Source organism: Rhizobium rhizogenes NBRC 13257 (genome assembly GCF_000696095.1).
GTDB classification, from domain to species: Bacteria; Pseudomonadota; Alphaproteobacteria; order Rhizobiales; family Rhizobiaceae; genus Rhizobium; species Rhizobium rhizogenes.
Genome location: NZ_BAYX01000004.1, coordinates 489292 through 515867 on the forward strand (window position 1 = coordinate 489292; position 26576 = coordinate 515867).

Below are 26576 nucleotides of genomic sequence, written 5' to 3' on the forward strand. Positions count from 1 at the left end.
GGTGCTGCGGACATCATCGCGTCATTGTGCGGTTTTCTGGGGCGCAACCTTGTCCGATACGAGCTGGCCGCCCTTGGCCCAGTGTTCGCGAGAAATCTCGCTGATCAACACATCCACACTGTCTGTCGGGCAAGCGAGCGTTTCAGCGGTAATCTGAGTGACCTTGCGGACGAAATCACGCTTTTGCTCGAGCGTTCGGCCGGGATGCATTTCGAGGTGAATTGTTGGCATTGGAGAGCTCCTGTTTCACTGCCTTCTCGCATTGAGATGGCTGAGGCAAGGGAACTATGACCGCTGGCTTGCCTGCGATAAACGTGCTCTATGTTCATTCATTTAGAACCTCTGGGTTTATAATATGGATAAATTATCCGGTATGGCCATGTTCGTGCGGGTGGTCGAGCACGGCAGCTTTAGCGCCGCGGCCGACGCTGCCGGAGTGTCGCCGACCATGGCGGGCAAGCAAATCCGGGCAATAGAGGCACATTTGGGAGCTCGCCTGCTGCACCGAACCACCCGGCGTCAGCAGCTCACCGAAATCGGCCGGCTGTATTACGAGCGCTGCAAGCAAGTGTTGGCCGATGTGCAACTGGCTGATGCAAGCGCAAGCGAATTGCAAGCCGAGCCCCGTGGTCTCCTGCGCATCGTCTCCCCTGTCACTTTCGGAAGTCATCGCCTGATGCCGGCACTGTCCGACTATCTCGCCATGTACCCAGCCGTGAGCGTCGACGTCATGCTGGACAACGGGGTGCCGGACCTGTCGCGGGAAGGCTGTGAACTTGCAATCAGGATAGGCAGTGTCACAGAGGTCGATTTGGTGGCGCGTCCTCTCCAGCCATATCGAAGAATAATGGCCGCCTCAGCGTCCTATCTGGAGCGGCGGGGCACGCCGGTACACCCGAGGGATCTCTCCGCGCATGACTGTCTCGGCCTCTCCTATTGGCGCCACCGGGATCAGTGGCACCTGTTCGGCCCGGATGGCGAATGGCGGTCCGATGTGAGCGGGCGATTGTCTGCCGACAATGGTGATGCACTGCGCGTAGCGGCCTTGAATGGCGCGGGTATTGTTCTTCAGCCGGAAGTCATGCTTGCTGATGATCTCGCTAGAGGCCGCCTTGTGCAGGTTCTGCCCGAATGGACGCCCGTCGCCTCGCCGATGTACCTGCTATATGCCGTGGATCGCCGGCCTACCGCGAAACTGCGCAGCATGATCGATTTTCTGCTGAAACGCTTTGGCGCATCTGCTGAATAGCGATCCCGCTGCATGTCGCTCGGGCGTTTCGGGCGAACAACGCTAGTCTGCATTGCGCACAAAAAAATGCCGCCCAAAAGGCGGCATTTTGATTGTTGCTAAGAGATTGCGAAGCCTCAAACCACTTCGTTGTTCTCGAATGCTCCGTGGCAATGCTTGTACTTCTTGCCGGAGCCGCAGGGGCAGGCCTCGTTGCGGCCGATGCGGCCCCAGGTCGTCGGGTTCTGCGGGTCGCGGTTTTCCGGAGAAACGACGGTCTCGTTGATCATAGCGAGCGGCGCGAATTCGTCTTGGCCGGTGGTGGCGTCGATATGGCTTCCGTGCATCGCGGGGGGCTGCGGCTCGGCCGGCTGCTGTACCAGCTCGACACGCGAAAGCTGCGCGGTGACGGCCTGGCGAAGATTGTTCAACAGGGCCTGGAAGAGCTCGAAGGCTTCGGCCTTGTATTCCTGCAGCGGATCGCGCTGGGCGTAGCCGCGGAAGCCGATGACGGAGCGCAGGTGATCGAGGTTGACGATGTGCTCGCGCCAGAGATTGTCCAGCGTCTGCAACACGATGGAGCGCTCGACATAGGTCATGATCTCGGGGCCGAAGCGCTCGGCCTTTTCGGCGGCGGCCTTTTCGGCAACTTCCGTCAGGCGGGCACGGATGTCGTCCTCGGCAATGCCCTCTTCCTTGACCCAATCGTGAATGGGCAGGTCCAGGTCGAAGAAGTTGGCGACGGCGGTCTTCAGGCCGTCGGCATCCCACTGCTCGGCATAGGCGCGTTCGGGAATGTGCTTGGAAACCAGATCCTCGATGACGTCGTGACGCATGTCGCCGACGGTCTCGGTGAGATCGGTCGCATCCATCAGCTCGACGCGCTGCTCGAAGATGACCTTGCGCTGGTCGTTCAGCACGTCGTCATACTTCAGAACGTTCTTGCGGATGTCGAAGTTGCGAGCTTCGACCTTTTTCTGGGCGCGTTCCAGGGCCTTGTTGATCCAGGGATGGACGATGGCTTCGCCTTCTTTGAGGCCCAGCTTCTGCAGCATTCCGTCCATGCGGTCAGAGCCGAAGATACGCATCAGGTCGTCCTGGAGCGACAGGTAGAATTTCGAGCGGCCGGGGTCGCCCTGACGGCCGGAACGACCGCGCAGCTGGTTGTCGATGCGGCGGCTTTCATGGCGTTCGCTGGCGATGACGTAGAGACCGCCGGCAGCGATCGACCGCTGCTTGAGCACTTGAATTTCCTCGGCGATCCTGGCGATCGCCGCGTCGCGCTCGGGGCCAGGCTCCACCTGATGCAGGTCGCGTTCGACGCGCATTTCGAGGTTGCCGCCGAGCTGGATGTCGGTGCCGCGGCCGGCCATGTTGGTGGCGATCGTCACGGCGCCGGGAACACCGGCCTGGGCGACGATATAGGCTTCCTGCTCATGGTAGCGGGCGTTCAGGACCTGGAAGTTGGTGAAGCCCTGCTTGCGCATCAGCTCAGCGAGAAGTTCCGACTTTTCGATCGAGGTGGTGCCGACGAGCACCGGCTGGTCGCGCTTATGCGCCTCCAGGATCTCGGCGATGATCGCCTTGAACTTCTCTTCATGCGTACGATAGACCTCGTCGTCCTCGTCGATACGCTGGATCGGCAGGTTGGTCGGCACTTCGATGACGTCGAGGCCGTAGATGTTGCCGAATTCTTCGGCTTCCGTCGATGCCGTGCCGGTCATGCCGGCAAGCTTGTCGTACATGCGGAAGTAGTTTTGGAAGGTGATCTGCGCCAGCGTCTGGTTTTCCGGCTGGATCTGCACCCGTTCCTTGGCTTCCAGCGCCTGGTGCTGGCCGTCCGAATAGCGGCGGCCCGGCATCATGCGGCCGGTGAATTCGTCGATGATGACGACTTCGTCGTTGCGGACGATATAGTCCTTGTCGCGCTGGAACAGCTTGTGGGCCTTGAGCGCGTTGTTGATGTGGTGGACGATCGCGACGTTTTCGACGTCGTAGAGCGATTCACCCTTCAAGAGGCCTGCCTCGCGCAGCATGGTTTCCAGTTTCTCGGTGCCGTCTTCGGAGAAGTTGGCCGAGCGCTGCTTTTCGTCGATCTCGTAGTCGTCCTTCGTCAGGCCCGGAATGAACGCGTCGATGGTGATGTAGAGATCGGAGCGGTCGTCGAGCGGGCCGGAGATGATCAGCGGCGTGCGCGCTTCGTCGACCAGGATCGAGTCCACTTCGTCTACGATCGCGAAATTGTGACCGCGCTGCACCATCTGGCCGCGATCGTACTTCATGTTGTCGCGCAGGTAGTCGAAGCCGAGCTCGTTGTTCGTGGCGTAGGTGATGTCGCAGGCATAGGCGTCGCGACGCTCGTCATCCGACAGGCCGTGGACGATGACGCCGGTACGCATGCCAAGGAAGCCATAGAGGCGGCCCATGGTGGCGCTGTCGCGCTGCGCCAGGTAATCGTTGACCGTGACGACATGAACGCCCTTGCCGGCAAGCGCGTTCAGATAGACCGGCAGGGTTCCGACCAGCGTCTTGCCTTCACCGGTCTTCATCTCGGCAATGGCGTTGGAATGCAGGATCATGCCGCCTATGAGCTGTACGTCAAAAGGTCGCATGCCGAGGACGCGCCGCGAGGCTTCGCGCGCCACGGCGAAGGCCGGAACGAGAATATCGTCGAGCGTCTTGCCATCGGCAAGCTGCTGGCGAAACTCAACCGTCTTGGCGGCGAGGGCTTCATCAGACAGCGCACGCATCTGCTCTTCGAGCGCGTTGATCGCAACGACATTTGGCTGGTACGACTTGACCCGGCGGTCGTTGGACGAGCCAAACAACTTGCGGGCAATTCCACCTAGGCTGACCATCTGAATGGTCCTTTCTGAGATTTCATCCTGTCGTTTTCTGCTTCATCCATCTCCGAAAAAAACGGGAGTTCAGCACAAAACGCCCGGAAACTGTTCTGGACGCGAGGTTGCGTGACAGATAAGAGGGGGGTCGATTGATGTCAACGGGAATTGGCCGATACAGAAAGGCCACATTCTCCTGCTGAAGGCTTTTTTCCTGCCGGATTCACAGCTTCGAGCCGGTCGAGACCACCGAAAGGTTATTTTATGTTGAACTACAATAAACTTGCCGCGGTTGCTTTCGCAACATTCGTTACGTTGCATGCGCCGGTTTTTGCCGATGATGCGAAGGATCCGGTTGTCGCCAAGGTCGGCGATGTCGAAATCCATCAGTCCGAACTCGATCTCGCGATCGCCAACCTCGACCCGCAGCTCGGCCAGCTTCCTGACGACCAGAAAAAGGTCGCCGCCCTTTCGGCTTCGATCGACGTGAAGCTGCTCGCCAAGGACGCCGCTGCCGAAAAGCTCGACCAGACGCCGGACTTCCAGTCGCATATGGCCTATCTGCGCGACCGCGAACTGCACAATGCCTATTTCAAGGCCCATGTCGCCGACGGCATCACCGACGATGAAGTCAAGGCTCGCTACGACAAGGAAGTCGCAGCCCTGCCGAAGCAGGAAGAAGTCCATGCCCGCCATATCCTGGTGAAGACCGAGGACGAAGCCAAGGCAATCATCAAGGAACTCGACGCCGGCAAGGATTTCGCCACGCTCGCCAAGGAAAAGTCCACCGACCCGAACAAGGCCGACGGCGGCGATCTCGGCTATTTCGCCCATGGCCGAATGGTCAAGGAATTCGAAGACGCAGCCTTCGCACTGCCGGTCGGCACCTACACCAAGACCCCGGTCAAGAGCGATTTTGGCTGGCACGTCATCAAGGTCGAAGACAAGCGCGTTGCTCCGCCACCGCCGTTCGACCAGGTGAAGGATCAGGTTCGTCAGCTCGTCATGCGCGACAAGTATCTTGAACTCCTGAACAAGGCCAAACAGAACACCAAGGTCGCGATCAGCGATCCGGCGCTCAGCAAGGCCTATGAAGATGCGCAGAAGCAGCAGGATGCAGCACCGGCGGACGACGCCATTGCGCCTGACGCCCAGCCGCAGCAGTAAGCAGTCGCAGTCACAACCATCTGGGCCCGGTTTTTCCGGGCCCTTCATTATCAGGTGGCCTCATGTCCGGTTCCGTCTCTCCGCTTGCTCCCAAATCCTTCGTTGCCATGCCGGCTTTGCGCGGCGTCCGCATGATCACGGCGTCCGCCGGGATCAAGTACAAGAACCGGACCGATGTCCTGCTCATGGTGTTCGATAAGCCGGCCGCCGTCGCGGGTGTCTTCACCCGCTCGAAGTGCCCCTCGGCTCCGGTCGATTTCTGCCGGTCGAACCTTTCGCATGGCATCGCCCGCGCCGTCGTCGTCAATTCCGGCAATGCCAATGCCTTTACCGGCCTCAAGGGTCGCCAGGCGACTGAGCTGACCGCCAAGTCGGCTGCCGCCGCCGTCGGCTGCGGTGAGAACGAAGTTTACCTCGCCTCGACCGGCGTCATCGGCGAGCCGCTCGACGCGACCAAGTTTGCCGGCGTGCTCGACACCATGGCGAAGGATGCCACCGGCGACTTCTGGTTCGAAGCCGCCAAGGCGATCATGACCACGGACACCTATCCGAAGGTTGCCACCCGCAGCGCCGAGATCGGCGGCGTCAAGGTCACCATCAATGGCATCGCCAAGGGCGCCGGCATGATCGCGCCTGACATGGCGACGATGCTGTCCTTCGTCGTCACCGATGCCGATATTTCCGCTTCCGCCCTGCAGGCTCTGCTCTCCGACGGCGTCGGCCCGAGCTTCAATTCGATGACGATCGACAGCGACACGTCGACCTCGGATACGCTGATGCTGTTTGCCACCGGTGCCGCCGCTGCCGATGGTCAGGCGCATATCGAGCGCGCCGATGACCCGAAGCTTGCTGGCTTCCGCGCAGCGCTGAACGAGCTCCTCAAGGATCTCGCCATCCAGGTCGTCCGCGACGGTGAGGGCGCCACCAAGATGCTGGAGATCACGGTCACCGGCGCCGAGAGTGATGCTAGTGCCAAGCGTATCGCGCTATCGATCGCTAATTCGCCGCTGGTCAAGACCGCGGCCGCCGGCGAGGACGCCAATTGGGGCCGCGTCGTCATGGCTGTCGGCAAGGCTGGCGAAATGGCCGATCGCGACAAGCTTGCCATCTGGTTCGGCGATGTCCGCGTCGCCGTCAACGGCGAACGCGATGCTACCTATTCCGAGGAAGCCGCTTCCAACGTGATGAAGCAGCAGGATATTCCCGTGAAAGTCGACCTTGGTATAGGCAATGGCCGGGCAACGGTCTGGACCTGCGACCTCACCAAGGAATATGTTGCCATCAATGGCGACTACCGGAGCTGATATTGAACTGATGCATGCGCTGTCCACGATGAACAAACTGCCGTTGGTGCGCAGGCTCGAAGCTGTTGGCTTCCGGGCCTGGCCTGCTTCGTCCGTGCAGTATGACGGTAGCTGGCAGGTGCGGTTGACGGCGGGCCATCCGTCGAAGCGGCTGAATTGTGTCGTGCCGCTTGATCCCTCCGACCATCGTGATCTGGAGATCCGGCTGACGAAGGCGCAGCGCAAGTTCGAAGCCTATGGCCGGCTGATGGTGGTGCGCGAAACGCCGCTGGCCTCGCCGATGCTGATCGAGCTGTTGCAGAGCAAGGGTTGGATACGGTTCGACGAGACCATCGTCATGATCGCCGATCTCGTTGATCTCGAATTGCCGGATGCGCTGGACCATCTGCCGAGCCATGATGTCGGCCGCTATGTCGACGCCAGCCTGCTGGTCGATCGCGCCGATCCTGCGCTCAAGCCTGCCCTGGCGGAAGTGGTGAGCGGCATCAAGCCGCCATCGGGTCTTTTCGTCATCGAGAATGACGATGCCGGGCCGGTGGCGACGACGCTCTGCGTGCAGGACAACGATCTTGCCGGTATCCTGTCGGTTTCCGTTTCGGCCGAACATCGGCGCAAGGGATTGGGTGTCGAAATCCTGACGTCGGCGCTGCGCTGGGCGCGCATGCGCAGTGCCCGCACCGCCTGGCTTCAGGTCGGCGCAACCAACGATCCGGCGCTGGCGCTTTATGCCCGTTTCGGTTTCCGCGAGGCCTATCGTTATTGCTACTGGCGTTCCCCGGGGGAAGCATGAGCGAAGCCGGCCGCAAGATCATTCTCGTCGCCGCTTGTGCGTTGATCGACACCGATGGCCGCATTCTTCTGGCGCAACGGCCGGAAGGCAAATCGCTGGCCGGCCTGTGGGAATTTCCCGGCGGCAAGGTCGAGTCCGGCGAAACGCCGGAGGAAACGCTGATCCGCGAGCTTGAGGAAGAGCTCGGCATCCAGACCAAGGTTGCTTGCCTCGCGCCGCTGACCTTCGCCAGCCATACCTACGAGACCTTCCACCTACTGATGCCGCTTTATATATGCCGGCGTTACGAGGGTATCCCGCATGGTCGCGAAGGCCAGGCGATCAAATGGGTACGGCCGCAGGCCCTGCGCGACTACCCGATGCCGCCGGCCGACGAGCCGTTGATCCCGTTTCTACAGGATCTGCTGTAGGTTCAAAGAAGTCCAAATTATCTCCGTCAAGATCGATGGCGAAAGCCGCACATGCGCGCTCGAGGTGTAATTGTGTCGCCGGCGGTATCGTCGTCGCAATCAATGCACCGATAACCGCTGTTGGCTAAAACATAGTTAATTTAAATTAATTGTTTAATATCAGTAAATTAGAGGTCAGAAAGCGTTGTCTCACGATTCGACATGGTTCGATTTCACCTGTGGATATTAAGGGATCGTTTATGACCTTCTGGCATTCAATGGTCGCAATCAAGCAGTTGGTGTTTGCGTTAAAGAAGGCTTGACATGATGGACGACGATTTCTGGAAAGCTGTTCAGGAAAAAGAACAGTCCTATTCCACGTCGCGTAGGACCGGCGCGTTGAATATCGCTTTGCTGTTTGGAACAGCGGCGGTCGCGCTGTCGCTTATTCTGACGCCAATGCTGTCCGACAAGTCCAAGTCCAACGTGCTTGCCAGCGCGCCCGATCTCGACACTATGACAACTGGCTCCATTCAGCGAACCGAAGACGGCAAGCGTTACACCATCCGCCGCAGCGTCCTGCAGCAGGAGCCCGGTTCAGTCTGCATCGTCCAAGGCTATGGTGCCGACGGCGGTTGCTGATTGCTATAGAGGTTAAGCCTATCGGGTGCATGAACGCGCCGGATTCGCTCGTTTTCAAAAGCTAGGAGCTTGAAGCGTATGCGTTCCGTTCGACGTTTTTTCAATGACAGGACCGGTGCCACGGTCGTCGAATATGGCCTGATCGCGGCCCTCATGTCGGTGGCGATCGTCAGCGGCCTTGGCGCTTTCGGCGGCAGCCTGACAAACGTGTTCAACCTCGTCTCCAACACGCTGAACGGCCCGGTAACGCCGGCGAACTGAAACGCTCAGCTCCAGTTCGATTCCCATCCATCTATTGTTTGAGCTTGTGCTCTTCGACTTTCAGGGCGTCGGCGAGCCGTGCCTTGGCCGAGCCCGGCCGCAACGGCTTCTGCTGACTTTCATGCGGCGTCCAGCCGGATGCATAGATAATTGTGAAGGTCGCCCTTATTCTCCCGTCGGGGTCGGAATAGCGCTCGGCATAGAGCTCTGCGGCGCGCAGGAAGAAGGCGCGCGTCAGCGGCTTGCGGCTGCGGTCGGCAAGCGGATTGGTCATGCCCATGGCGCGAAGGTCGCGCATCAGTGCAAAGAGATTGTCGTAGCGCACCGTATAGCTCTCGGCGTCGATCACTGGCAGGGTGAAGCCGGCGCGTTGCAGCAGGCCGCCGACATCGCGGACCTCCGCAAAGGGGATGACGCGCGGGCTGGCGCCACCGGTTAGCTCGATCTCGGTGGCGAGCAGCACGTCGCGCAGCTCCTGCAGCGTGCCCAGGCCGGGGATCGCGGCCAGGAACAGGCCGTCGGCCTTCAGCGCGCGCCGCACCTGGATGAAGACGCCGGGCGTGTCGTTGGTGACATGCAAGCTGAGCGGCGACAGCACCAGATTGACGGATTCGGCCGCCAGCGGCAGCTCCTCCAGCGGTGCCTTGATCAGCTCCTCGCCGGGGGCGGCAAAGCCGGCCTCGCCTTCGATGCGCCTGATATGGCCGATCTTGCCGGTCGCAAGCGCCTCGCGTGCCGCAATGCCGGTTGCGCCATGCAGCTCGATCGCCTCGTCGAAATGCCGCTCGATGACGGAGAGCCGCTCGGCCAATTCGCGGGCGGCGATCTCCAGCAGGAAGGCGGCTTTCGTGTCCCCCTGTTTCAACGCCCGGTGCCTTCGGGCGGCGAGCAGCGATTGGTCGAACACGATGTCCATGGCGGTTTCCTGCAATCTGATCTCATCGGCGCAGCCTCGCGGCCAGCCATGTTTTCCCTTCGCAAAGCCTGCGGGAAAAAGCTAGTGTCAATCATATAGGCATTATGGGGCGTATGGGCATCATCGGGGACGAAATCACGCTGTCGAGATTGCGCGCCGGCTTGGCAAAACCATGGCTGGCGCTCGCCGATCTCGTCTATCCGCCAGCCTGTCCAGGCTGCGGCGCCTCGACGGGCGCGCATCGCAGCCTCTGCCCGACCTTCTGGTCCGGCGTCCGTTTCATCGAGCGGCGCTATTGCGAGGTGCTGGGCAGCCCGTTCACCCATGATCTCGGCACGGGGATCCTGAGCGCCGAGGCGATCGCTGATCCGCCCGTCTTCGACCGGCTGCGCTCCGCGGCCATTCACGACGGCTTCGTCCGCGATCTCGTGCTTGGACTGAAATATCGCGACCGCACGGATCTGGCGCCGATGATGGCGGGCCAGCGACGGCGCGGTTGCCGCCTGCGATGCCATCATTCCGGTGCCGCTGCATCGGGCGCGGCTGTTCTCGCGCAAGTACAATCGGGCGGCTGAGCTTGCGCGGCATCTCGCCCACCTCTCCGGCAAACCGTTGCTGGCAGCGACGCTGCTGCGCATCAAGCGGACGAGCCAGCAGGTCGGTCTCGGCGCGAAGGCGCGACAGGATAATGTGCGCGGCGCTTTCGCCATTCCCGAGGGTCGCACCAGCGATATTTTTGGCCGCCGCGTCGTGCTGATCGACGACGTCTATACGACCGGCGCGACGGTGGCCGCGGCGACGCGGGTGCTGAAGAAAGCCGGTGCCTCGGATGTGACGGTTTTGACCTTTGCAAGGGCTGTCGACGTGCTTATATGACAGGTAACCTGCAATTTTCCGGAGTGGATCATGGCATCCGTTGTCATCTATACGCGTGAGTTCTGCGGCTACTGCGCCCGGGCGAAATCCCTGCTCGAAGCCAAGGGCGTCGACTATGTCGAACATAACGCCACCTATTCGCCCGAGTTGCGCCAGGAGATGATCGAGAAGGCCAAAGGCCACTCGACTTTCCCGCAGATTTTCATCAATGGCGAGCATGTCGGCGGATGCGACGATATCCATGCGCTCGATCGGGCCGGCAAGCTTGATCCGCTGCTGGCCGCCTGAGCTGGATCACCCTCGGAGACAATGATGACCTTCAAAGCCGCCGCCATTCAGATGTGTTCCGGTGTCGATCCGGTGAAGAATGCCGCCGACATGGCACGGCTGGTTCGCGAGGCGGCGGCGCAGGGTGCCGTCTATGTGCAGACACCGGAAATGACCGGCGCCGTGCAGAAGGACCGGCTGGGCCTGCGCGCCGTGCTGCGTGACGAGGCCAATGACATCATCGTCAACACGGCGTCGGACCTTGCCAAGGAACTCGGCATCCATGTGCATGTCGGCTCGACGGCGATCCCGCTTGATGATGGCAAGATCGCCAATCGCGGCTTCCTCTTCGGGCCGGATGGCAAGCTCATCAGCCGCTATGACAAGATCCACATGTTCGACGTCGATCTCGACAATGGCGAGAGCTGGCGCGAGAGCGCGGTCTATCGTCCCGGCTCCGAGGCGCGCATCGTGTCGCTGCCTTTTGCCGAGCTTGGCTTCTCCATCTGCTACGACGTGCGCTTTCCGCAGCTCTTCCGCGCCCAGGCTGTTGCAGGTGCGCAGGTGATGACGGTGCCGGCCGCTTTTACCCGGCAGACCGGCGAGGCGCATTGGGAAATTCTGCTCCGAGCGCGGGCGATCGAGAACGGCATGTTCGTTATCGCCGCCACCCAGGCAGGTAAGCATGAGGATGGACGCGAGACCTTCGGCCATTCGATGATTATCGATCCCTGGGGCAAGGTGCTGGCGGCGGCCGGCGGCACGGGCGAGGCGGTCCTCGTCGCCGAGATCGACGTTGCGGCGGTCAAATCCGCCCATGACAAGATCCCCAATCTTAAGAATGCGCGTGAATTCTCGCTGGAGAAGATCGCGACGCCGACGGCTGGAGGCGTCGCTGCTTGATCCGTTATTCGCTGAGATGTGACAAGGCGCATGAGTTCGAGGGCTGGTTTTCGGAAAGCGCCGATTTCGACCGCCAGGTCGCAAGCGGTTTCCTGACCTGCCCCGTCTGCAATTCGGGTGCGATCTCCAAACTCCTGATGGCGCCGTCGGTTTCCACTGCGCGCAAGAAGGACGAGTTGCAGACGCTTGCCATGGACGCTGTCCGCAAGGAGGCGATGATCAAGCTCAAGGAGGCGGTCGACAGCATCAAGGCGAATGCCGAGGATGTCGGCGCGAAATTCCCGGAAGAGGCCCGCAAGATCCACTATGGCGAGGCCGACGCCCGCGGGATCATCGGCAAGGCGACGCCGGACGAGGCGCAGGCGCTGGTCGAGGAAGGCATCGAGATCGCGGCGATCCCAGTTTTGCCGGACGATATCAACTGATGCCACATGGCGGCAGATATCTTGCTATGTACAATTTTTGGCTGCATGTGGCACCATATGAAAGCCCAGAGGTTGAAGGGTTTCGCCTGCGAGAAGAGGCCAATTTCGAGGCTGCTGCTCGTGCCCATGGCTTCGTCGGCCGCTCCGGTTATGACGGCGTGCCAGGTCCGGCATGCTGGGGCCGCCAAGTCTTTCCACGCTTCATCGAGGGCAGCGGCTTTGTGTCGGCACCGTCCTCGCTATCGCTCTGGGCCGATATCGAATCCCTGATGGCTTTTTCCTATAGCGGCGTCCATGCCGATGCCCTGAAGCATGCGCGGCATTGGAACGTGAAGCAAAGCTGGCCGGCACTGGTCCTATGGTGGGTTAGCGCTGGTGTTGTCCCCGAATGGAAAGAGGGAACCGAGCGGCTGGAACGGCTTTACGATGAAGGGCCGAGCGCTGCGGCTTTCACCTTCAAGCAACCCTATGATGCCGATGGAAACCTTGCGACGATCGACCGAGAGAAGGTCAAAGAGATCGCGGTGTTGAATGCCATAGGCCAGCGCGATCTATTGACGCATGTGCTGACGCTGAAAGCTTGATCCAACAGCAAGATGGCTTTCAGCCCGCCCGCTTCGCCAGCAACATGTAGTTCACATCCATATCCTTCGATAGGTTCCACCGGTCCTGTAGCGGCGAATAGAAGACGCCGGTGCGGGCGATGATCTCGAGACCGTCGGCGGCGAGCGGCTTTTCGATCTCTTCCGGACGGACGAGCTTTTCATATTGATGCGTGCCGCGCGGCAGCCAGCGCAGGACGTTTTCGGCGGCGAAGATGGCGAGTGCCGCTGCCTTCATCGTGCGGTTGATGGTGGCGACGTACATCAGGCCGCCTGGGCGCACCATCTTGGCGCAGGTCGTCAGGAAAAACTCGACGTCGGCAACATGCTCGACCACTTCCATGTTGAGCACGATATCGAAAGTCTCGCCGGCCTCGGCCAGTTGCTCGGCGGTGACGGCGCGATAATCGACGGGAACGCCGGAGGCTTTGGCATGGGTCGAGGCGATGCCGATGTTCTTTTCGGAAGGGTCGGCACCGACGACCGAGGCGCCCATGCGGGCGACCGGCTCCGACAGCAATCCGCCGCCGCAGCCGATATCGAGCACGCGCAGGCCTTCCAGCGGCCGGGCGCTCTTCGGATCGCGGTCGAAATTCTCGCAGGCATGGTCGCGAATATAGGCAAGCCGCACCGGATTGAATTTGTGCAGCGGCTTGAACTTGCCGGTCGGGCTCCACCATTCCGCCGCCATGGCGGAAAAGCGATCCACTTCGCTCTGGTCGATCGTGCTTTTCGCCGCTTCGCTCATGGTTCCGTTCCTTGGTCTGGGTGGCACTTCGGTAGATGTGAAGTCGGACGATCGCAAGCCGATGTCAAGGGCTGGGCGACTTTGAAGCCGCCACGACCGGCCGCGTTCTTGTCGCAGCTTTCGTCAACACCTAAAATCGTCAGAAGGAAGGGGCGATCCTCGGCAGGCTCTGGTCGAGTATCAAAGTGGAGTATCAAAGAGAACTATTACGCCGCGCCATGCTATTGCACCCGCCTGCCAAACTCGCTAAGAGACGCCCCCATTGAGATTAGGCTTTTCCGGCCATTGCACCGGAAGGGCTATTTTGCATGCCGGGCTCATCGCGTTTCGGCCGCCCGGCGCTGATACTGGTAGAGGCACATGGCACGCATCGTGATGAAATTCGGCGGAACGTCCGTCGCGGATCTGGACCGTATCAGGAATGTTGCACGCCATGTGAAACGTGAAGTCGACGCGGGCCATGAGGTCGCGGTCGTCGTTTCCGCTATGTCCGGCAAGACCAATGAGCTGGTCGGCTGGGTGCAGAACATGCCCAAGGTCGCTGGCGCCAATCATTCCATCTACGATGCGCGGGAATATGACGCCATCGTCGCTTCCGGCGAGCAGGTGACCTCCGGTCTCCTGGCGATCGCGCTGCAGGCGATGGGCATCAATGCCCGCTCCTGGCAGGGCTGGCAGATCCCGATCCGCACCGACAATGCCCATGGCGCGGCCCGTATTCTTGAAATCGAGGGCGAGGATATCATTCGCCGCATGCAGGAAGGCCAGGTGGCTGTCGTCGCCGGCTTCCAGGGCCTTGGCCCGGACAATCGTCTTTCGACGCTCGGTCGCGGCGGCTCCGATACCTCTGCCGTGGCGATCGCCGCAGCGGTGAAGGCTGATCGCTGCGATATCTATACCGATGTTGACGGTGTCTACACGACCGATCCGCGCATCGAACCGAAGGCACGTCGTCTGAAGAAGATCGCCTTCGAAGAAATGCTCGAAATGGCCTCGCTCGGCGCCAAGGTGCTGCAGGTGCGCTCGGTCGAGTTGGCAATGGTCTTTAAGGTCCGCACTTTCGTGCGCTCTTCATTTGAAGATCCCGATGCTCCGGGCATGGGCGATCTGTTGAACCCGCCCGGAACGCTGATTTGTGACGAGGAAGAAATCGTGGAACAGGAAGTAGTCACCGGCATTGCCTATGCCAAGGATGAAGCCCAGATCTCGCTGCGCCGTCTTGCCGACCGGCCGGGCGTCTCCGCCGCGATCTTCGGGCCTTTGGCCGAAAGCCATATCAACGTCGACATGATCGTCCAGAACATTTCCGAAGACGGTTCCAAGACCGACATGACCTTCACGGTTCCTTCGGGCGATGTTGAAAAGGCGCTGCGCGTTCTCGGCGAGAACAAGGACAAGATCGGCTACGACGTCGTCCAAAACGAATCAGGCCTCGTCAAGGTTTCGGTCATCGGCATCGGCATGCGCTCGCATGCCGGCGTTGCTGCGACCGCTTTCCAGGCACTTGCCGAAAAAGGCATCAACATCAAGGCTATTACGACGTCGGAAATCAAGATTTCCATCCTGATCGACGGTCCTTATGCGGAACTCGCAGTCAGGACTTTGCATTCCTGCTACGGTCTGGATAAGAGTTGATAAAGGATTGCTGACAACGGACCGTGACGGAGGTGAGTTTCGGCCGGCCCTGACGTGGGCAAGACTGGCGGCAATATCTTGATTTCGGGAGCTAGAGACGCAATGAGAGACCTATCCGGCGGTCCACGCGTTCTGCTCAAGCGGCTGCGCGAATTGATGGCGGAGCCGCTGGAGCCGCAGGAGCGTCTTGACCGGATCGTCCGCCAGATCGCCAGCAACATGGTCGCGGAGGTCTGCTCGGTCTACGTGCTGCGCGCCGACGGCGTGCTCGAACTCTACGCCACCGAAGGCCTGAACAAGGAAGCCGTCCACCTTTCGCAATTGAAGATGGGCCAAGGCCTGGTCGGCACGATCGCCGCTTCCGCCCAGCCGCTCAATCTCTCGGACGCGCAATCGCATCCCGCCTTCCGCTACCTGCCGGAAACCGGCGAAGAGGTCTACCACTCCTTCCTCGGCGTGCCGATCCTACGCACCGGCCGCTCGCTCGGCGTTCTCGTCGTGCAGAACAAGGCGAGCCGCAACTATCGCGAAGAAGAGCTGGAAGCGCTCGAGACGACGGCGATGGTGCTGGCCGAGATGATCGCCACCGGTGAGCTGAAGAAGATCACCAAGCCGGGCCTCGAGCTCGACCTTACCCGCTCGGTCACCATCGACGGTGACAGCTACAATGAAGGCGTCGGCCTTGGCTATGTCGTGCTGCACGAGCCGCGCATCGTCGTCACCAATCTCCTGAACGAGGATACCGACAAGGAAATCGGCCGGCTGGCGGAGGCGCTCGGTTCGCTGCGCATCTCCATCGACGACATGCTGTCGCGCCGCGACGTCTCCATGGAGGGTGAGCATCGTGAGGTTCTGGAAACCTACCGCATGTTCGCCCATGACCAGGGCTGGGTGCGCAAGCTCGAAGAGGCGATCCGCAACGGCCTGACCGCGGAAGCCGCGGTCGAGAAGGTGCAGAGCGACACCAAGGCGCGGATGATGCGCCTGACCGATCCGTATCTGCGTGAGCGCATGCATGATTTTGAGGATCTGGCCAACCGCTTGCTCCGCCAGCTCACCGGCTATTCCGGCCGCACGGCCGCCGACGGCTTCCCGAACGATGCAGTGATCTTTGCGCGCGCCATGGGCGCTGCCGAGCTGCTTGATTATCCCCGCGCCAATATTCGCGGCTTGGTGCTGGAAGAGGGTGCGGTTACCAGCCACGTCGTCATCGTCGCCCGCGCCATGGGCATCCCGGTCGTCGGCCAGGCAGCGGGCGTTGTGGCGCTCGCGGAAAACGGCGATTCCGTCATCATCGATGGCGACGGCGGCCATGTGCATCTGCGGCCGATGGCCGATCACCAGCGTTCTTACGAAGAAAAGGTGCGTTTCCGCGCCCGCCGGCAGGAGCAGTTCCGGGCGCTGCGTTCGGTCGAGTCGGTCACCAGGGACGGGCAGCGCATTTCGCTGTTGATGAATGCCGGTCTGCTGGTCGATCTGCCGCAACTTGCCGAATCCGGCGCGGAAGGCATCGGCCTGTTCCGCACCGAGCTGCAATTCATGATCGCCTCGACCATGCCGAAGGCGGAAGAGCAGGAAGCCTTCTATCGCAGCGTGCTGAAGCAGGCGGGCGGGCGCGTCGTCACCTTCAGGACGCTCGATATCGGCGGCGATAAGGTTGTGCCCTATTTCCGCGCTCATGAGGAAGAAAACCCGGCGCTCGGCTGGCGCGCCATTCGCCTGTCGCTCGATCGGCCCGGTCTGTTGCGCACGCAGTTGCGCGCCATGCTGAAGGCCGCCGCCGACGGCGAATTGAAGATGATGGTGCCGATGGTCACCGAGGTCTCCGAGATCGAGGCGGTGCGCGAACTCCTGCAGAAGGAAGTGCAGCATCTATCGCGTTTCGGCCATGCCCTGCCGCGCAAGCTGCAATTCGGCGCCATGCTGGAAGTGCCGGCGCTGCTGTGGCAGCTCGACGAGCTGATGGCGGCGGTCGATTTCGTCTCGGTCGGCTCCAACGATCTCTTCCAATTCTCGATGGCCGTCGATCGCGGCAATGCGCGCGTCTCGGATCGTTTCGACCCGCTCGGGCGTCCGTTCCTGCGCATCCTGCGCGACATCGTACGAGCCGGCGAGCGCAACAAGACGCCGGTGACGTTGTGCGGCGAACTTGCCGGCAAGACGATTTCGGCCATGGCGCTGCTGGGCCTCGGTTTCCGCTCGGTGTCGATGTCGCCGGCCTCCATCGGCCCGGTCAAGGCGATGCTGTTGGGTCTCGATCTCCAGGCCTTGTCGAAGGTCATGGAAGAGGCGCTGGACGACAAGCGTCCGACGGCTTCAATGCGCGACATCCTTGCGGGCTTCGCCGAGAGCCACAATATTCCGTTGTAGACAGAACAAATAAGAAGAATTGGAGTGCGGGGTGGCAAACCTTCCCATTGAAAAAATGCGCGAATTGGAACGCCGTTTCGGCGAGATCGAAGCGCGTATGTCCGCCGGGCCGGCGGCGGACGTCTATGTGAAGCTTGCTTCCGAATATTCCGAACTGCAGCCGGTCGTCGCCAAGATCCGCGACTATGAGAAGGCGATCGCCGAGGCTTCGGATCTGGAAGCCATGCTCGCCGACAAGTCGGTCGATCGCGAGATGCGCGATCTCGCCGACATGGAATTGCCCGAGGTCAAGGAGCGGATCGAGCTCCTGGAACAGGACATCCAGATCCTGCTGCTGCCGAAGGATGCCGCCGACGAGAAGAGCGCGATCCTCGAAATCCGCGCCGGAACCGGCGGCTCGGAAGCCGCCCTTTTCGGCGGCGATCTTTTTCGCATGTATGAGCGCTTCGCCGCGAACAATGGCTGGAAGGTGGAAATCCTCTCGGCCAGCGACGGTGAAGCCGGCGGCTACAAGGAAGTGATCGCGACGATCACCGGCAAGGGCGTGTTCTCGCGGCTGAAATTCGAATCCGGCGTACATCGCGTGCAGCGCGTGCCGGAAACCGAGGCGGGCGGGCGCATCCATACATCGGCGGCAACCGTCGCCGTTTTGCCGGAAGCCGAGGAAATAGATATCGAGATCCGCGCCGAGGATATCCGCATCGACACCATGCGTTCCTCCGGTGCGGGCGGCCAGCACGTCAACACGACGGACTCGGCGGTGCGTATCACCCATCTTCCCTCGGGGATCGTGGTGACAAGCTCGGAAAAGTCGCAGCATCAGAACCGCGCCAAGGCGATGCAGGTGCTGCGTTCGCGTCTCTTTGACATGGAGCGCCAACGCGCCGACAGTGAGCGGTCTGCCGACCGCAAGAGCCAGGTCGGCTCCGGCGACCGCTCCGAGCGCATCCGCACCTATAATTTCCCGCAGGGGCGCGTCACCGACCATCGCATCAACCTGACGCTCTATAAGCTCGACCGGATGATGGAAGGCGAGATCGACGAAGTGGTCGATGCGCTCCGCGCGGACTATCAGGCGAGCCAGCTCGCCCAGCTTGGCGAACAGGCATGAGCGGCGGACCGGGAGCAACCGTCGCTGGACTGTTCCAGGAGGTGCGCGCCCGCTTCATCGAGGCCGATCTCGATGATCCAGCCACCGAGGCCCGCATCCTCGTCGGCGGTCTTCTTCAACTCTCATCGACGGAGTTGGTCACGCGTGGCGCCGAGGCCGTGGCGCCGGATCGCGTGGAAGCAGCGCGGGCGGCGATTGCACGTCGGCTTAATCACGAGCCGGTGCATCGCATTCTCGGCGAGCGGGAATTTTACGGCCTGCCCATGGCACTGTCGCCCGCGACGCTGGAGCCGCGTCCCGATACGGAAATTCTGGTCGATACCGTGCTGCCACACGCGCGCCGCCTTGCGACGGACCATGGGACGATCCATCTATTGGACATGGGAACGGGAACCGGGGCCATCTGTCTCGCGCTTCTTCATGAGTGCCCGCAGGCGATGGGCATCGGTTCCGATATTTCCGGCGAAGCTTTGGAAACGGCGCGGGCGAATGCTGCGCGCAATGGTCTGGCCGAGCGGTTTGACACGGTGCAGGGAAGCTGGTTTGAGGCCATCCACGGTCGATTTCACGTTATTGTCTCAAATCCGCCCTATATTGAGTCCAGTGTCATTTCCACTCTCGCTCCAGAAGTAAAGAATTTCGATCCTCCGGCAGCTCTCGATGGCGGCCTTGATGGGCTGGATGCTTACAGAGCAATCGCAAAGGATGCGGCGCGATTTCTACACCAGGATGGTATTGTCGGTGTGGAGATCGGTTATGATCAGCGCAAGACGGTGACTTCGGTTTTTGAAGGAGCAGGATTTTTCCTAATCGAAGCGGCCCGGGACTATGGACACAACGACCGGGTGCTCGTGTTTCAATATCACCATTAACGCGACAATTTGCAGCAGGTCAGTGGGACCTTGTTGTTATCGCAAAGAAAAGGCTTGGATTTCCTGAGGAAGCGATATAGGTTGCGCTCACGCGTTGGGCGGCTGGGAATAGGCGAGACGATTCGCCTGTCTTGGACAGCCTCGGGGATCCGCTCTCTGATAAGAGTGTCAAAGGTTGAAGATAACCCAATGCGTGATCAGTTAATCTGACGTAGTCGAGCGGCAGACGAGCGCTAAAGGCGCAGTTTGCTTGCGGCACGCAGGCTCTGGCTTGGAGGTTTCCAGCCACGGCGGCAGGTGCCGTTTATAATTTCATCCCAACTAAGAAAATTCAGGTGAAGGATCTATGAGGCCAGGACAGCAGAATAAGCGCGGTCGGGGGCGTGGTAACAACAACGGCGGCGGCGGCGGAAACAATAACAACAATAACAATTTCAACCGCAAGGGCTCAAACCCGCTGACCAGGACTTACGACAGCTCCGGTCCCGATGTGAAAATCCGCGGAACCGCGCAGCATATCGCCGAGAAGTACGCGACGCTTGCTCGCGACGCGCAGAGCTCCGGCGACCGCGTTATGGCGGAAAACTATCTTCAGCACGCTGAACATTACAACCGGATCATTGCCAGCGCGCAGGCGCAGATGCAGGAACGCTTTCAGCGCGATGAACACCAGAACCCCAACGATCGTGACAATGCCGACCGCGACATGGATGACATGGATGCGAACGACAATGACATGGATGATCAGCCGCAGATGGCGCCGGCTCCTGCTCCGGTACGTGTCCGCGCTCCTGCTCCAGCCGTCGTTGCCGCGCCTGAGCCCGAGGTTATCGACGGTACCGGCCCGCAGCCGGTGATCGAAGGCATTCCGGCCGAAGTTGCGATCGAGGAAGAAACGCCCGTCGCTGCCGGCGAACGCCAGCCCCGCCGTCGCAATGCCGGCAACCGTCCCCGTCGTCAGCCGCGCCGCAATGCCGATGCTGAAGGTCAGGGCGAAGGCGAAGCTGTTCCGAGCGAAGCCCCCGCACTGGTGGAAGCTGCTACGGAATAAAGATTGTTCATATGCACGGTCGCTGCTGCAAAGGCGGAGCCAGTCATGTGTTTACAAAAACCCCGGCGCGAGCCGGGGTTTTTCGTTTCCGGCACCCTTTAAACTCTTCAAATCCCCTCCCATATTCTCCCCTGTTGCCTTGCCGCAAATCTCAATCGGCGGCGGGCGGGGTCTGCCTTTTCAGGGGGCTCAATCTCAAACATCGATCTGTGCCAGTCTGGGCAGAGCGATTCATGGAGGTCTACTATGAATATTGAAAAATACTCCGAGCGCGTGCGCGGCTTTTTGCAGTCTGCGCAAACCAATGCCTTGTCGCAAGGAAACCAGCAATTCACGCCTGAGCATGTGCTGAAGGTGCTTCTGGACGACGACCAGGGCATGGCTGCCTCGTTGATCGAGCGCGCTGGCGGCGATGCCAAGGCTGCGCGTCTCGCTAATGATGCCGCCCTTGCCAAGCTCCCGAAAGTGTCCGGCGGCGACGGCCAGGTCTATCTCTCGCAGCCGCTTGCCAAGGTCTTCACCACTGCCGAGGAAGCCTCCAAGAAGGCCGGCGACAGTTTCGTCACGGTCGAGCGCCTGTTGCAGGCGCTGGCGATCGAATCGTCTGCGTCGACCTCGGCCACGCTGAAGAAGGCTGGCGTCACGCCGGCCGGGCTCAACCAGGTCATCAACGATATCCGCAAGGGCCGCACCGCCGATTCCGCCAACGCGGAGCAGGGCTTCGATTCCCTGAAGAAGTATGCCCGCGATCTCACCGCCGAGGCCCGCGAGGGCAAGCTCGATCCGGTGATCGGACGCGACGACGAAATCCGGCGCACCATCCAGGTCCTCTCCCGCCGCACGAAGAACAACCCCGTGCTGATCGGCGAACCCGGCGTCGGCAAGACGGCGATCGTCGAAGGCTTGGCGTTGCGCATCGTCAATGGTGACGTGCCGGAATCGCTGAAGGACAAGAAGCTGATGGCGCTCGACATGGGTGCCCTGATTGCCGGCGCGAAGTTTCGCGGCGAGTTCGAAGAGCGGCTGAAGGCCGTGCTCAACGAGGTGCAGTCGGAAAACGGCGAGATCATCCTGTTCATCGACGAGATGCACACGCTGGTCGGCGCCGGCAAGGCCGATGGCGCCATGGACGCCTCCAACCTTCTGAAGCCCGCTCTTGCCCGCGGCGAGCTGCATTGCGTCGGCGCGACCACGCTTGACGAATACCGCAAGCATGTCGAGAAGGATCCGGCGCTTGCCCGTCGTTTCCAGCCGGTCATGGTTGAAGAGCCGACGGTCGAGGACACGATCTCGATCCTGCGCGGCCTGAAGGAAAAATACGAGCAGCACCACAAAGTCCGCATCGCCGATGCCGCCTTGGTGGCCGCTGCGACGCTTTCGAACCGCTACATCACCGACCGCTTCCTGCCGGACAAGGCCATCGACCTGATGGACGAGGCCGCCGCGCGGCTGCGCATGCAGGTGGATTCGAAGCCAGAAGAGCTCGACGAACTCGATCGTCGCATCATCCAGCTGAAGATCGAGCGCGAAGCGCTGAAGAAGGAAACCGATCAGGCCTCCGCCGACCGGCTGAAGCGGCTGGAGACTGAGCTGACGTCGCTGGAAGAGGAAGCCGACGCACTGACCGCGCGCTGGCAGGCCGAAAAGCAGAAGCTCGGTCTTGCCGCCGATCTGAAGAAAAAGCTCGACGAGGCCCGCAACGAATTGGCCATTGCCCAGCGCAAGGGTGAGTTCCAGCGTGCCGGCGAGCTTGCCTATGGTGTGATCCCGAATCTGGAGAAGGATCTCCAGACTGCTGAAGAGCAAGATGGCGGTCGCGATTCCATGGTGCAGGAAGTGGTCACCGCCGACAACATCGCCCATATCGTCTCCCGCTGGACCGGGATTCCCGTGGACAAGATGCTGGAAGGCGAGCGCGACAAGCTGCTGCGGATGGAAGACGAGCTGGCGAAGTGGGTCGTCGGTCAGGGCGATGCCGTTCAGGCGGTGTCGCGCGCCGTTCGCCGCTCGCGCGCCGGCCTGCAGGATCCGAACCGGCCGATCGGCTCGTTCATCTTTCTCGGCCCGACCGGCGTCGGCAAGACGGAGCTCACCAAGGCACTTGCCCGCTTCCTCTTCGACGATGATACGGCCATGGTACGCATGGACATGTCGGAATATATGGAGAAACACTCCGTTGCCCGGCTGATCGGCGCTCCTCCCGGCTATGTCGGCTATGAAGAAGGCGGCGCGCTCACCGAAGCCGTCCGCCGCAGGCCCTATCAGGTCGTGCTGTTCGATGAGATCGAAAAGGCGCATCCCGATGTCTTCAACATCTTGCTCCAGGTTCTGGATGACGGGCGGTTGACGGACGGACAGGGCCGCACGGTCGATTTCCGCAACACCATGATCATCATGACCTCGAACCTCGGTGCTGAATACCTGACCCAGCTTAAGGAGGGTGATGACAGTGAACAGGTGCGCGAGCAGGTGATGGATGTGGTGCGGGCGCATTTCCGGCCGGAATTCCTGAACCGTGTCGATGAGATCATCCTGTTCCATCGCCTGAAGCGCGAAGAGATGGGGGCGATCGTCGATATCCAGCTCGAGCGGCTACTGCAGCTGCTGTCCGAACGCAAGATCGCGCTCGAACTCGACGAGGATGCCCGCAACTGGCTCGCCAATAGGGGATATGATCCGGTCTATGGCGCAAGACCGCTGAAGCGGGTGATCCAGAAATACGTCCAGGATCCACTCGCCGAGCAGATTCTCTCCGGCCAGTTGCCGGATGGGTCGCGCGTACTGGTCACCAGCGGTTCCGACAGATTGCTGTTCCGCCCGCGCCAGCCGGTCAACGAAGCGGCGTAAGCGACGCGGTCATGATTTGACTCTATGAAATGGCGGCTCTCGGGCCGCCATTTTTCGTCCGAGGCGTGTGTCGAAAGCGCCTTGCCGCCGCAAAACTCTTCGGTGAAGCTTGCATGGCGTTGGAGAATCGCTCGGAGAGGGGACATCATCATGCTTATTATCTTCGGGGGCTTGCCGGGCAGCGGTAAAACCACGACTGCGCAGGCCTTGGCGAAACGGTTGAAGGCTATGTATGTCCGGGTCGATACAATCGAGCACGCATTGCGAAATTCCGATGTTCTGAAAGCGGATGAAGGCCCGGCCGGCTATATGATTGCCTATGGTGTCGCCGAGGACAACCTCAAGCTGGGACAGACGGTCGTCGCGGATTCGGTCAATTCCATCCGTATCACGCGTGATGCCTGGCTATCGGTCGCAAAGCGGGCAGGCGCGCAAGCGGTCGAAGTGGAAGTCGTCTGTTCGGATAGGGCCGAACATCGCCGCCGTGCTGAAACGCGGATGACGGATATCGAAGGATTGGTAAAGCCGACATGGGACAAGACCGTCAACCGGCATTATGAGGACTGGGGCACCCGCCCGATCGTCGTCGATACCGCTCATAAGGCCGTGGATGATCTCATTGCCGAGCTGTTGGTTCGGCTGGGGCATAGTCAGGACTGAAATCTCTGGTTGCCGCCAGGCTGGTCAAACGCCTGGGGTTTAGTCCTTGCTTGCAACCTGCTTCGACTTTTCGTCGCTCAGAAGCGTATCGATGCGCTTGCGCTCGTCCTGGAATTTGGCGAGTGCGACACCGTCCAGCGTCTTGCCGCCGGGGAGGCGGATGCGCAGGGGGTCGACCTTGGTGCCGTTGACGATCAGCTCGTAATGCAGGTGCGGTCCGGTGGCCAGACCCGTCGAGCCGATAAAGCCGATGACCTGCCCCTGCACCACCTTGGCGCCGGGAACCACGCCCTTGGCGATGGCGCTCTGGTGGTTGTAGGAGGAGACATAGCCGTTGGCATGTCGGATCAACGTCTGATTGCCGAAGCCGCCGGAATCCCAGCCGGCCTTTTCGACGATGCCGTTGCCAGCAGAGATGATCGGCGTGCCGCGGGGCGCTGCCCAATCGACGCCGGTATGCATGCGCGCGAAGCCGAGGATCGGGTGGCGCCGCATGCCGAAGCCGGACTTGAAGATGCCGGTCGGCACGGGATTGCGCAGCAGGAACTGCCGGATGCTCTTGCCGCTATCGTCGAAGTAGTCGATCGAATGATCGTCCGGATCCTCGAAGCGGTAGAAGCGGGTGACCGTGTCGCCGAATTTGGCGTTGACGTAGAGCAGTTCGGAATCGGCCGTCGCCTGGCCGTTTGCGTCGGCGACGGAGAAAAAGGCCTCCAGCGAATCCGTCGGCTTCAGCTGCGCCTGGAAATCGACGTTGCTGGCGAGCAGCTTGACGATCTGCGCCACCATTTCCCTGGACATGCCGTAGGAAAGGGCGGCGCGATAGATACCGTCATAAACGCTCGGCAGGTCGCGGCCGGTGGCAACCACCGGCGCGTCATTGTCGAAGGCGGTTGCGATGGCATCGAGCATCGGCGGTTCGCTGCCGGCAACGAAATCGCCATGATCATTCTCGGCGACGGTCAGGACATGCTTGGTGCCGCGATAGATGCTTGCGCGAATGATCCTTGCCTGCTCGCCCTTCTGCAAGATGCCGATGCGCAACACATCGCCGCCGGAAAGATTGGAGGCGCCGAACAACGGCACGATCTTTGCGGTGATGTCGTCCGCATCCGCCTTGAGATAGCCGGCACCGGTAAGCGCCGTTGCGATCGGCGTGTTTTCCCGGACCGGGATAATGTCGTCGGCAAATTCCTGTGTCTGCGGCGTAACCGCCTCGGGCGCGGAGACCGACATGTTCTCTTCGACGATGCGGGCGGCAAGCCCGGCGGTCAGGTCGACATCGGTGTCGTCCGTCGCAAAACGACGCGGGTCGATATAATAGAGCGCGGAAAGCTGGGTGTTACCGTCGGTGAGCACGGAGCCGTTGGAGCGGACATTCTCCTCGACCTCGTCCAGCGACATCGAGCCGGCGAGCGGGAAGGGCACATCCTTGGCCGGGAAAGGCACGGTCTTCAGGCTGACCTCGGATTCGACGTCGGAACCGTAGATGGCGCCGGTACGATTGGCGGGCGGCGGAATGTTCTCGTCGGCGGAAAAGATCGCCAAGGGATCGAAGGCCGGATAGGTCTCTGTGGCGACACGGTTGGTGGCAAGCGCGATCTTCACATGCGCGAAGGGCTGGCGGCGCACCACTTCCTTGTCGCCGTCGCGCACCACCGTCGAGACTTCCAGGATGCTCCGGTCGGACGGCTTGGACGCGATGGCGGTCGACACGAGGCGGCCGCCGCGGACGACCTGATCCTCGGTGCTGTCATGGTTGCCGCTGTCCGATGTCGCGTAGGCTTCGGCGGGAATGGCGAGCTGCTGGCGCCCGTCAAGGGCTGCAAACAGAGCAACGCCCATCAATATACTGGAGGTGATGCCTGTGAGGAACGTTCCGGAGAGCCAGCGTAGGGAAACCTCGCGTCGGTCCGGCGCCCGCCTGCCATCGGCCAGGATTGGCGGCTCGTTTCCGAGCGATCGGAGCATCATCTTGTCCGTCATCATGCCAATCGAGATCCGGTTCCTTCATGCGAGCCGTGTAGCTGGGGGCGAAGATGTGCATATTTATGACGGACGAGTCAAATGAGGCGCATCTGGTCTGTGGACTGTTTCGGTGCTTCGAGAGCCCCGGTTTCAGTGACAAGATCGGCTTTATCTGGTGTCGATAGGGTGGGGATCAAGGGCTGCTCATTGTCATACTATGCGATCCCCCACGTATAATGGCACCGTTCCAGCGTGGTCTGGCGGTGTTATCGGGGTTTTTGGGGTCTATTATGAGCCGGCTTCGGCAGCCTTCATAAAACTATCATAAGAATCAATCACTTGTTCTTTTTTTGGCATTTTTCAAAATCGTCTGTTGACTTGATCGAGGGGTGGGGATTATAAGCCCACTCACTGAACGAGGGCGGCGGCGCTGCTAGCGACGAAGTCTTTCGCTCTGGTGTTTCCTGAAGAATTGGCTGTGATGCTGATTGGTGGTTCTGGGTTTATCCTGGGGTCTGAGGGAAAAGGTTTTGACTGGTTTTACTGGTCTGTTCTTTGACAATTGAAGATGAGAAGAAAGAGAAACGTGGGCGGCGGAGCTTGCGGGATCTGAAGAGATTTGGATCCTTTGAATAGACTTCGACGGTCACGTTTTGAACAAGAGAATACACCTCATTATTGATCGCAGTGATGCGGATAATGAT

The 26576-nt window shown here is 60.8% G+C and carries 24 protein-coding genes and 1 pseudogene; 19 read left to right on the plus strand and 6 right to left on the minus strand.

What is annotated here, in order from left to right; genetic code table 11:
* Window positions 1-21: 21 nt before the first annotated feature.
* A complete protein-coding gene (locus RRH01S_RS11855) occupies window positions 22-231 on the minus strand; it encodes a 4-oxalocrotonate tautomerase (RefSeq protein WP_007692105.1) in 210 nt (69 codons plus the stop codon).
* 124 nt (window positions 232-355) lie between these two features.
* Between RRH01S_RS11855 and RRH01S_RS11860 the strand changes: the two genes are divergently transcribed.
* Window positions 356-1249, plus strand: a complete 894-nt coding sequence (locus tag RRH01S_RS11860; RefSeq protein WP_037218850.1) for a LysR family transcriptional regulator — start codon at window positions 356-358, stop codon at window positions 1247-1249.
* 116 nt (window positions 1250-1365) lie between these two features.
* Here the strand turns inward: RRH01S_RS11860 and secA are convergent, their stop codons facing one another.
* Window positions 1366-4086 (minus strand): preprotein translocase subunit SecA, encoded by a 2721-nt coding sequence (secA, locus tag RRH01S_RS11865; RefSeq protein WP_042471752.1) that lies wholly within the window; start codon window positions 4084-4086, stop codon window positions 1366-1368.
* 246 nt (window positions 4087-4332) lie between these two features.
* Here secA and RRH01S_RS11870 point away from each other — a divergent pair, with 246 nt between their 5' ends.
* The 6 genes from RRH01S_RS11870 to RRH01S_RS11895 all read left to right on the plus strand — a co-directional run bounded on the left by RRH01S_RS11870 (window position 4333) and on the right by RRH01S_RS11895 (window position 8621).
* Window positions 4333-5235 carry a peptidylprolyl isomerase gene (locus RRH01S_RS11870; RefSeq protein WP_007692108.1) on the plus strand — a complete coding sequence of 301 codons (903 nt, stop codon included), beginning with the start codon at window positions 4333-4335 and terminating at the stop codon, window positions 5233-5235.
* A 62-nt stretch (window positions 5236-5297) separates the two neighbouring features.
* Window positions 5298-6539 carry a bifunctional glutamate N-acetyltransferase/amino-acid acetyltransferase ArgJ gene (gene argJ / locus RRH01S_RS11875; protein WP_042471755.1) on the plus strand — a complete coding sequence of 414 codons (1242 nt, stop codon included), beginning with the start codon at window positions 5298-5300 and terminating at the stop codon, window positions 6537-6539.
* The gene (locus RRH01S_RS11880; protein ID WP_034521504.1) at window positions 6520-7329 is read left to right on the plus strand and encodes a GNAT family N-acetyltransferase; all 810 of its coding nucleotides are present in this window, start codon (window positions 6520-6522) and stop codon (window positions 7327-7329) included. Before argJ ends, RRH01S_RS11880 begins: the two co-directional genes overlap by 20 nt.
* The gene (gene mutT, locus RRH01S_RS11885; protein ID WP_012652542.1) at window positions 7326-7739 is read left to right on the plus strand and encodes an 8-oxo-dGTP diphosphatase MutT; all 414 of its coding nucleotides are present in this window, start codon (window positions 7326-7328) and stop codon (window positions 7737-7739) included. The genes RRH01S_RS11880 and mutT overlap by 4 nt, the downstream gene beginning before the upstream one ends.
* Window positions 7740-8045: 306 nt before the next feature.
* A complete protein-coding gene (locus RRH01S_RS11890) occupies window positions 8046-8360 on the plus strand; it encodes a hypothetical protein (protein WP_034522100.1) in 315 nt (104 codons plus the stop codon).
* Window positions 8361-8438: 78 nt separating this feature from the next.
* On the plus strand, window positions 8439-8621 hold the full coding sequence (locus RRH01S_RS11895; RefSeq protein ID WP_012652540.1) for a Flp family type IVb pilin: 183 nt from the start codon (window positions 8439-8441) through the stop codon (window positions 8619-8621).
* A gap of 31 nt (window positions 8622-8652) precedes the next feature.
* Here RRH01S_RS11895 and RRH01S_RS11900 read toward each other — a convergent pair whose 3' ends face one another.
* Window positions 8653-9537, minus strand: a complete 885-nt coding sequence (locus RRH01S_RS11900; protein WP_012652539.1) for a class I SAM-dependent methyltransferase — start codon at window positions 9535-9537, stop codon at window positions 8653-8655.
* Window positions 9538-9650: 113 nt separating this feature from the next.
* Here RRH01S_RS11900 and RRH01S_RS11905 point away from each other — a divergent pair.
* The 5 genes and pseudogenes from RRH01S_RS11905 to RRH01S_RS11925 all read left to right on the plus strand — a co-directional run bounded on the left by RRH01S_RS11905 (window position 9651) and on the right by RRH01S_RS11925 (window position 12592).
* Window positions 9651-10413 (plus strand): annotated as a pseudogene (locus RRH01S_RS11905) (ComF family protein).
* 30 nt (window positions 10414-10443) lie between these two features.
* Window positions 10444-10701, plus strand: a complete 258-nt coding sequence (gene grxC, locus RRH01S_RS11910) for a glutaredoxin 3 (RefSeq protein WP_012652538.1) — start codon at window positions 10444-10446, stop codon at window positions 10699-10701.
* A gap of 24 nt (window positions 10702-10725) precedes the next feature.
* Window positions 10726-11583: a carbon-nitrogen hydrolase family protein gene (locus RRH01S_RS11915; protein ID WP_042471762.1), complete on the plus strand. Its 858-nt coding sequence runs from the start codon at window positions 10726-10728 to the stop codon at window positions 11581-11583.
* Window positions 11580-12008: a DUF1178 family protein gene (locus RRH01S_RS11920; protein WP_034521501.1), complete on the plus strand. Its 429-nt coding sequence runs from the start codon at window positions 11580-11582 to the stop codon at window positions 12006-12008. Before RRH01S_RS11915 ends, RRH01S_RS11920 begins: the two co-directional genes overlap by 4 nt.
* 26 nt (window positions 12009-12034) lie before the next feature.
* Complete coding sequence (locus tag RRH01S_RS11925; RefSeq protein WP_234711683.1) at window positions 12035-12592, plus strand: DUF3291 domain-containing protein; 558 nt, start codon at window positions 12035-12037, stop codon at window positions 12590-12592.
* A gap of 19 nt (window positions 12593-12611) precedes the next feature.
* Here the strand turns inward: RRH01S_RS11925 and ubiG are convergent, their stop codons facing one another.
* Window positions 12612-13358 carry a bifunctional 2-polyprenyl-6-hydroxyphenol methylase/3-demethylubiquinol 3-O-methyltransferase UbiG gene (gene ubiG, locus RRH01S_RS11930; protein WP_042471770.1) on the minus strand — a complete coding sequence of 249 codons (747 nt, stop codon included), beginning with the start codon at window positions 13356-13358 and terminating at the stop codon, window positions 12612-12614.
* A gap of 360 nt (window positions 13359-13718) precedes the next feature.
* Between ubiG and RRH01S_RS11935 the strand changes: the two genes are divergently transcribed.
* From RRH01S_RS11935 to RRH01S_RS11965, 7 genes are all read left to right on the plus strand, one after another.
* Entirely contained in the window at window positions 13719-14993 is a 1275-nt protein-coding gene (locus RRH01S_RS11935) for an aspartate kinase (protein WP_012652533.1), read from the plus strand.
* A 102-nt stretch (window positions 14994-15095) separates the two neighbouring features.
* The gene (gene ptsP / locus RRH01S_RS11940) at window positions 15096-17363 is read left to right on the plus strand and encodes a phosphoenolpyruvate--protein phosphotransferase (RefSeq protein ID WP_007692131.1); all 2268 of its coding nucleotides are present in this window, start codon (window positions 15096-15098) and stop codon (window positions 17361-17363) included.
* 31 nt (window positions 17364-17394) lie between these two features.
* A complete protein-coding gene (gene prfA / locus RRH01S_RS11945; RefSeq protein WP_007692133.1) occupies window positions 17395-18474 on the plus strand; it encodes a peptide chain release factor 1 in 1080 nt (359 codons plus the stop codon).
* Window positions 18471-19346 carry a peptide chain release factor N(5)-glutamine methyltransferase gene (prmC, locus tag RRH01S_RS11950; protein WP_037218835.1) on the plus strand — a complete coding sequence of 292 codons (876 nt, stop codon included), beginning with the start codon at window positions 18471-18473 and terminating at the stop codon, window positions 19344-19346. Before prfA ends, prmC begins: the two co-directional genes overlap by 4 nt.
* A gap of 346 nt (window positions 19347-19692) precedes the next feature.
* Window positions 19693-20397, plus strand: coding sequence for a DUF4167 domain-containing protein (locus RRH01S_RS11955; RefSeq protein ID WP_012652530.1), 705 nt, complete (start codon window positions 19693-19695; stop codon window positions 20395-20397).
* 246 nt (window positions 20398-20643) lie between these two features.
* On the plus strand, window positions 20644-23244 hold the full coding sequence (clpB, locus tag RRH01S_RS11960; protein ID WP_012652529.1) for an ATP-dependent chaperone ClpB: 2601 nt from the start codon (window positions 20644-20646) through the stop codon (window positions 23242-23244).
* A gap of 150 nt (window positions 23245-23394) precedes the next feature.
* Entirely contained in the window at window positions 23395-23904 is a 510-nt protein-coding gene (locus RRH01S_RS11965; RefSeq protein ID WP_042471774.1) for a P-loop nucleotide/nucleoside kinase family protein, read from the plus strand.
* Between the two features lie 39 nt (window positions 23905-23943).
* Here RRH01S_RS11965 and RRH01S_RS11970 read toward each other — a convergent pair whose 3' ends face one another.
* Together RRH01S_RS11970 and RRH01S_RS34670 are read right to left on the minus strand one after the other, a co-directional pair.
* Window positions 23944-25893 carry a M23 family metallopeptidase gene (locus RRH01S_RS11970; protein ID WP_042471777.1) on the minus strand — a complete coding sequence of 650 codons (1950 nt, stop codon included), beginning with the start codon at window positions 25891-25893 and terminating at the stop codon, window positions 23944-23946.
* Window positions 25894-26375: 482 nt separating this feature from the next.
* A partial coding sequence (locus RRH01S_RS34670; protein ID WP_210165233.1) for a hypothetical protein occupies window positions 26376-26576 on the minus strand: 201 nt, incomplete at its 5' end.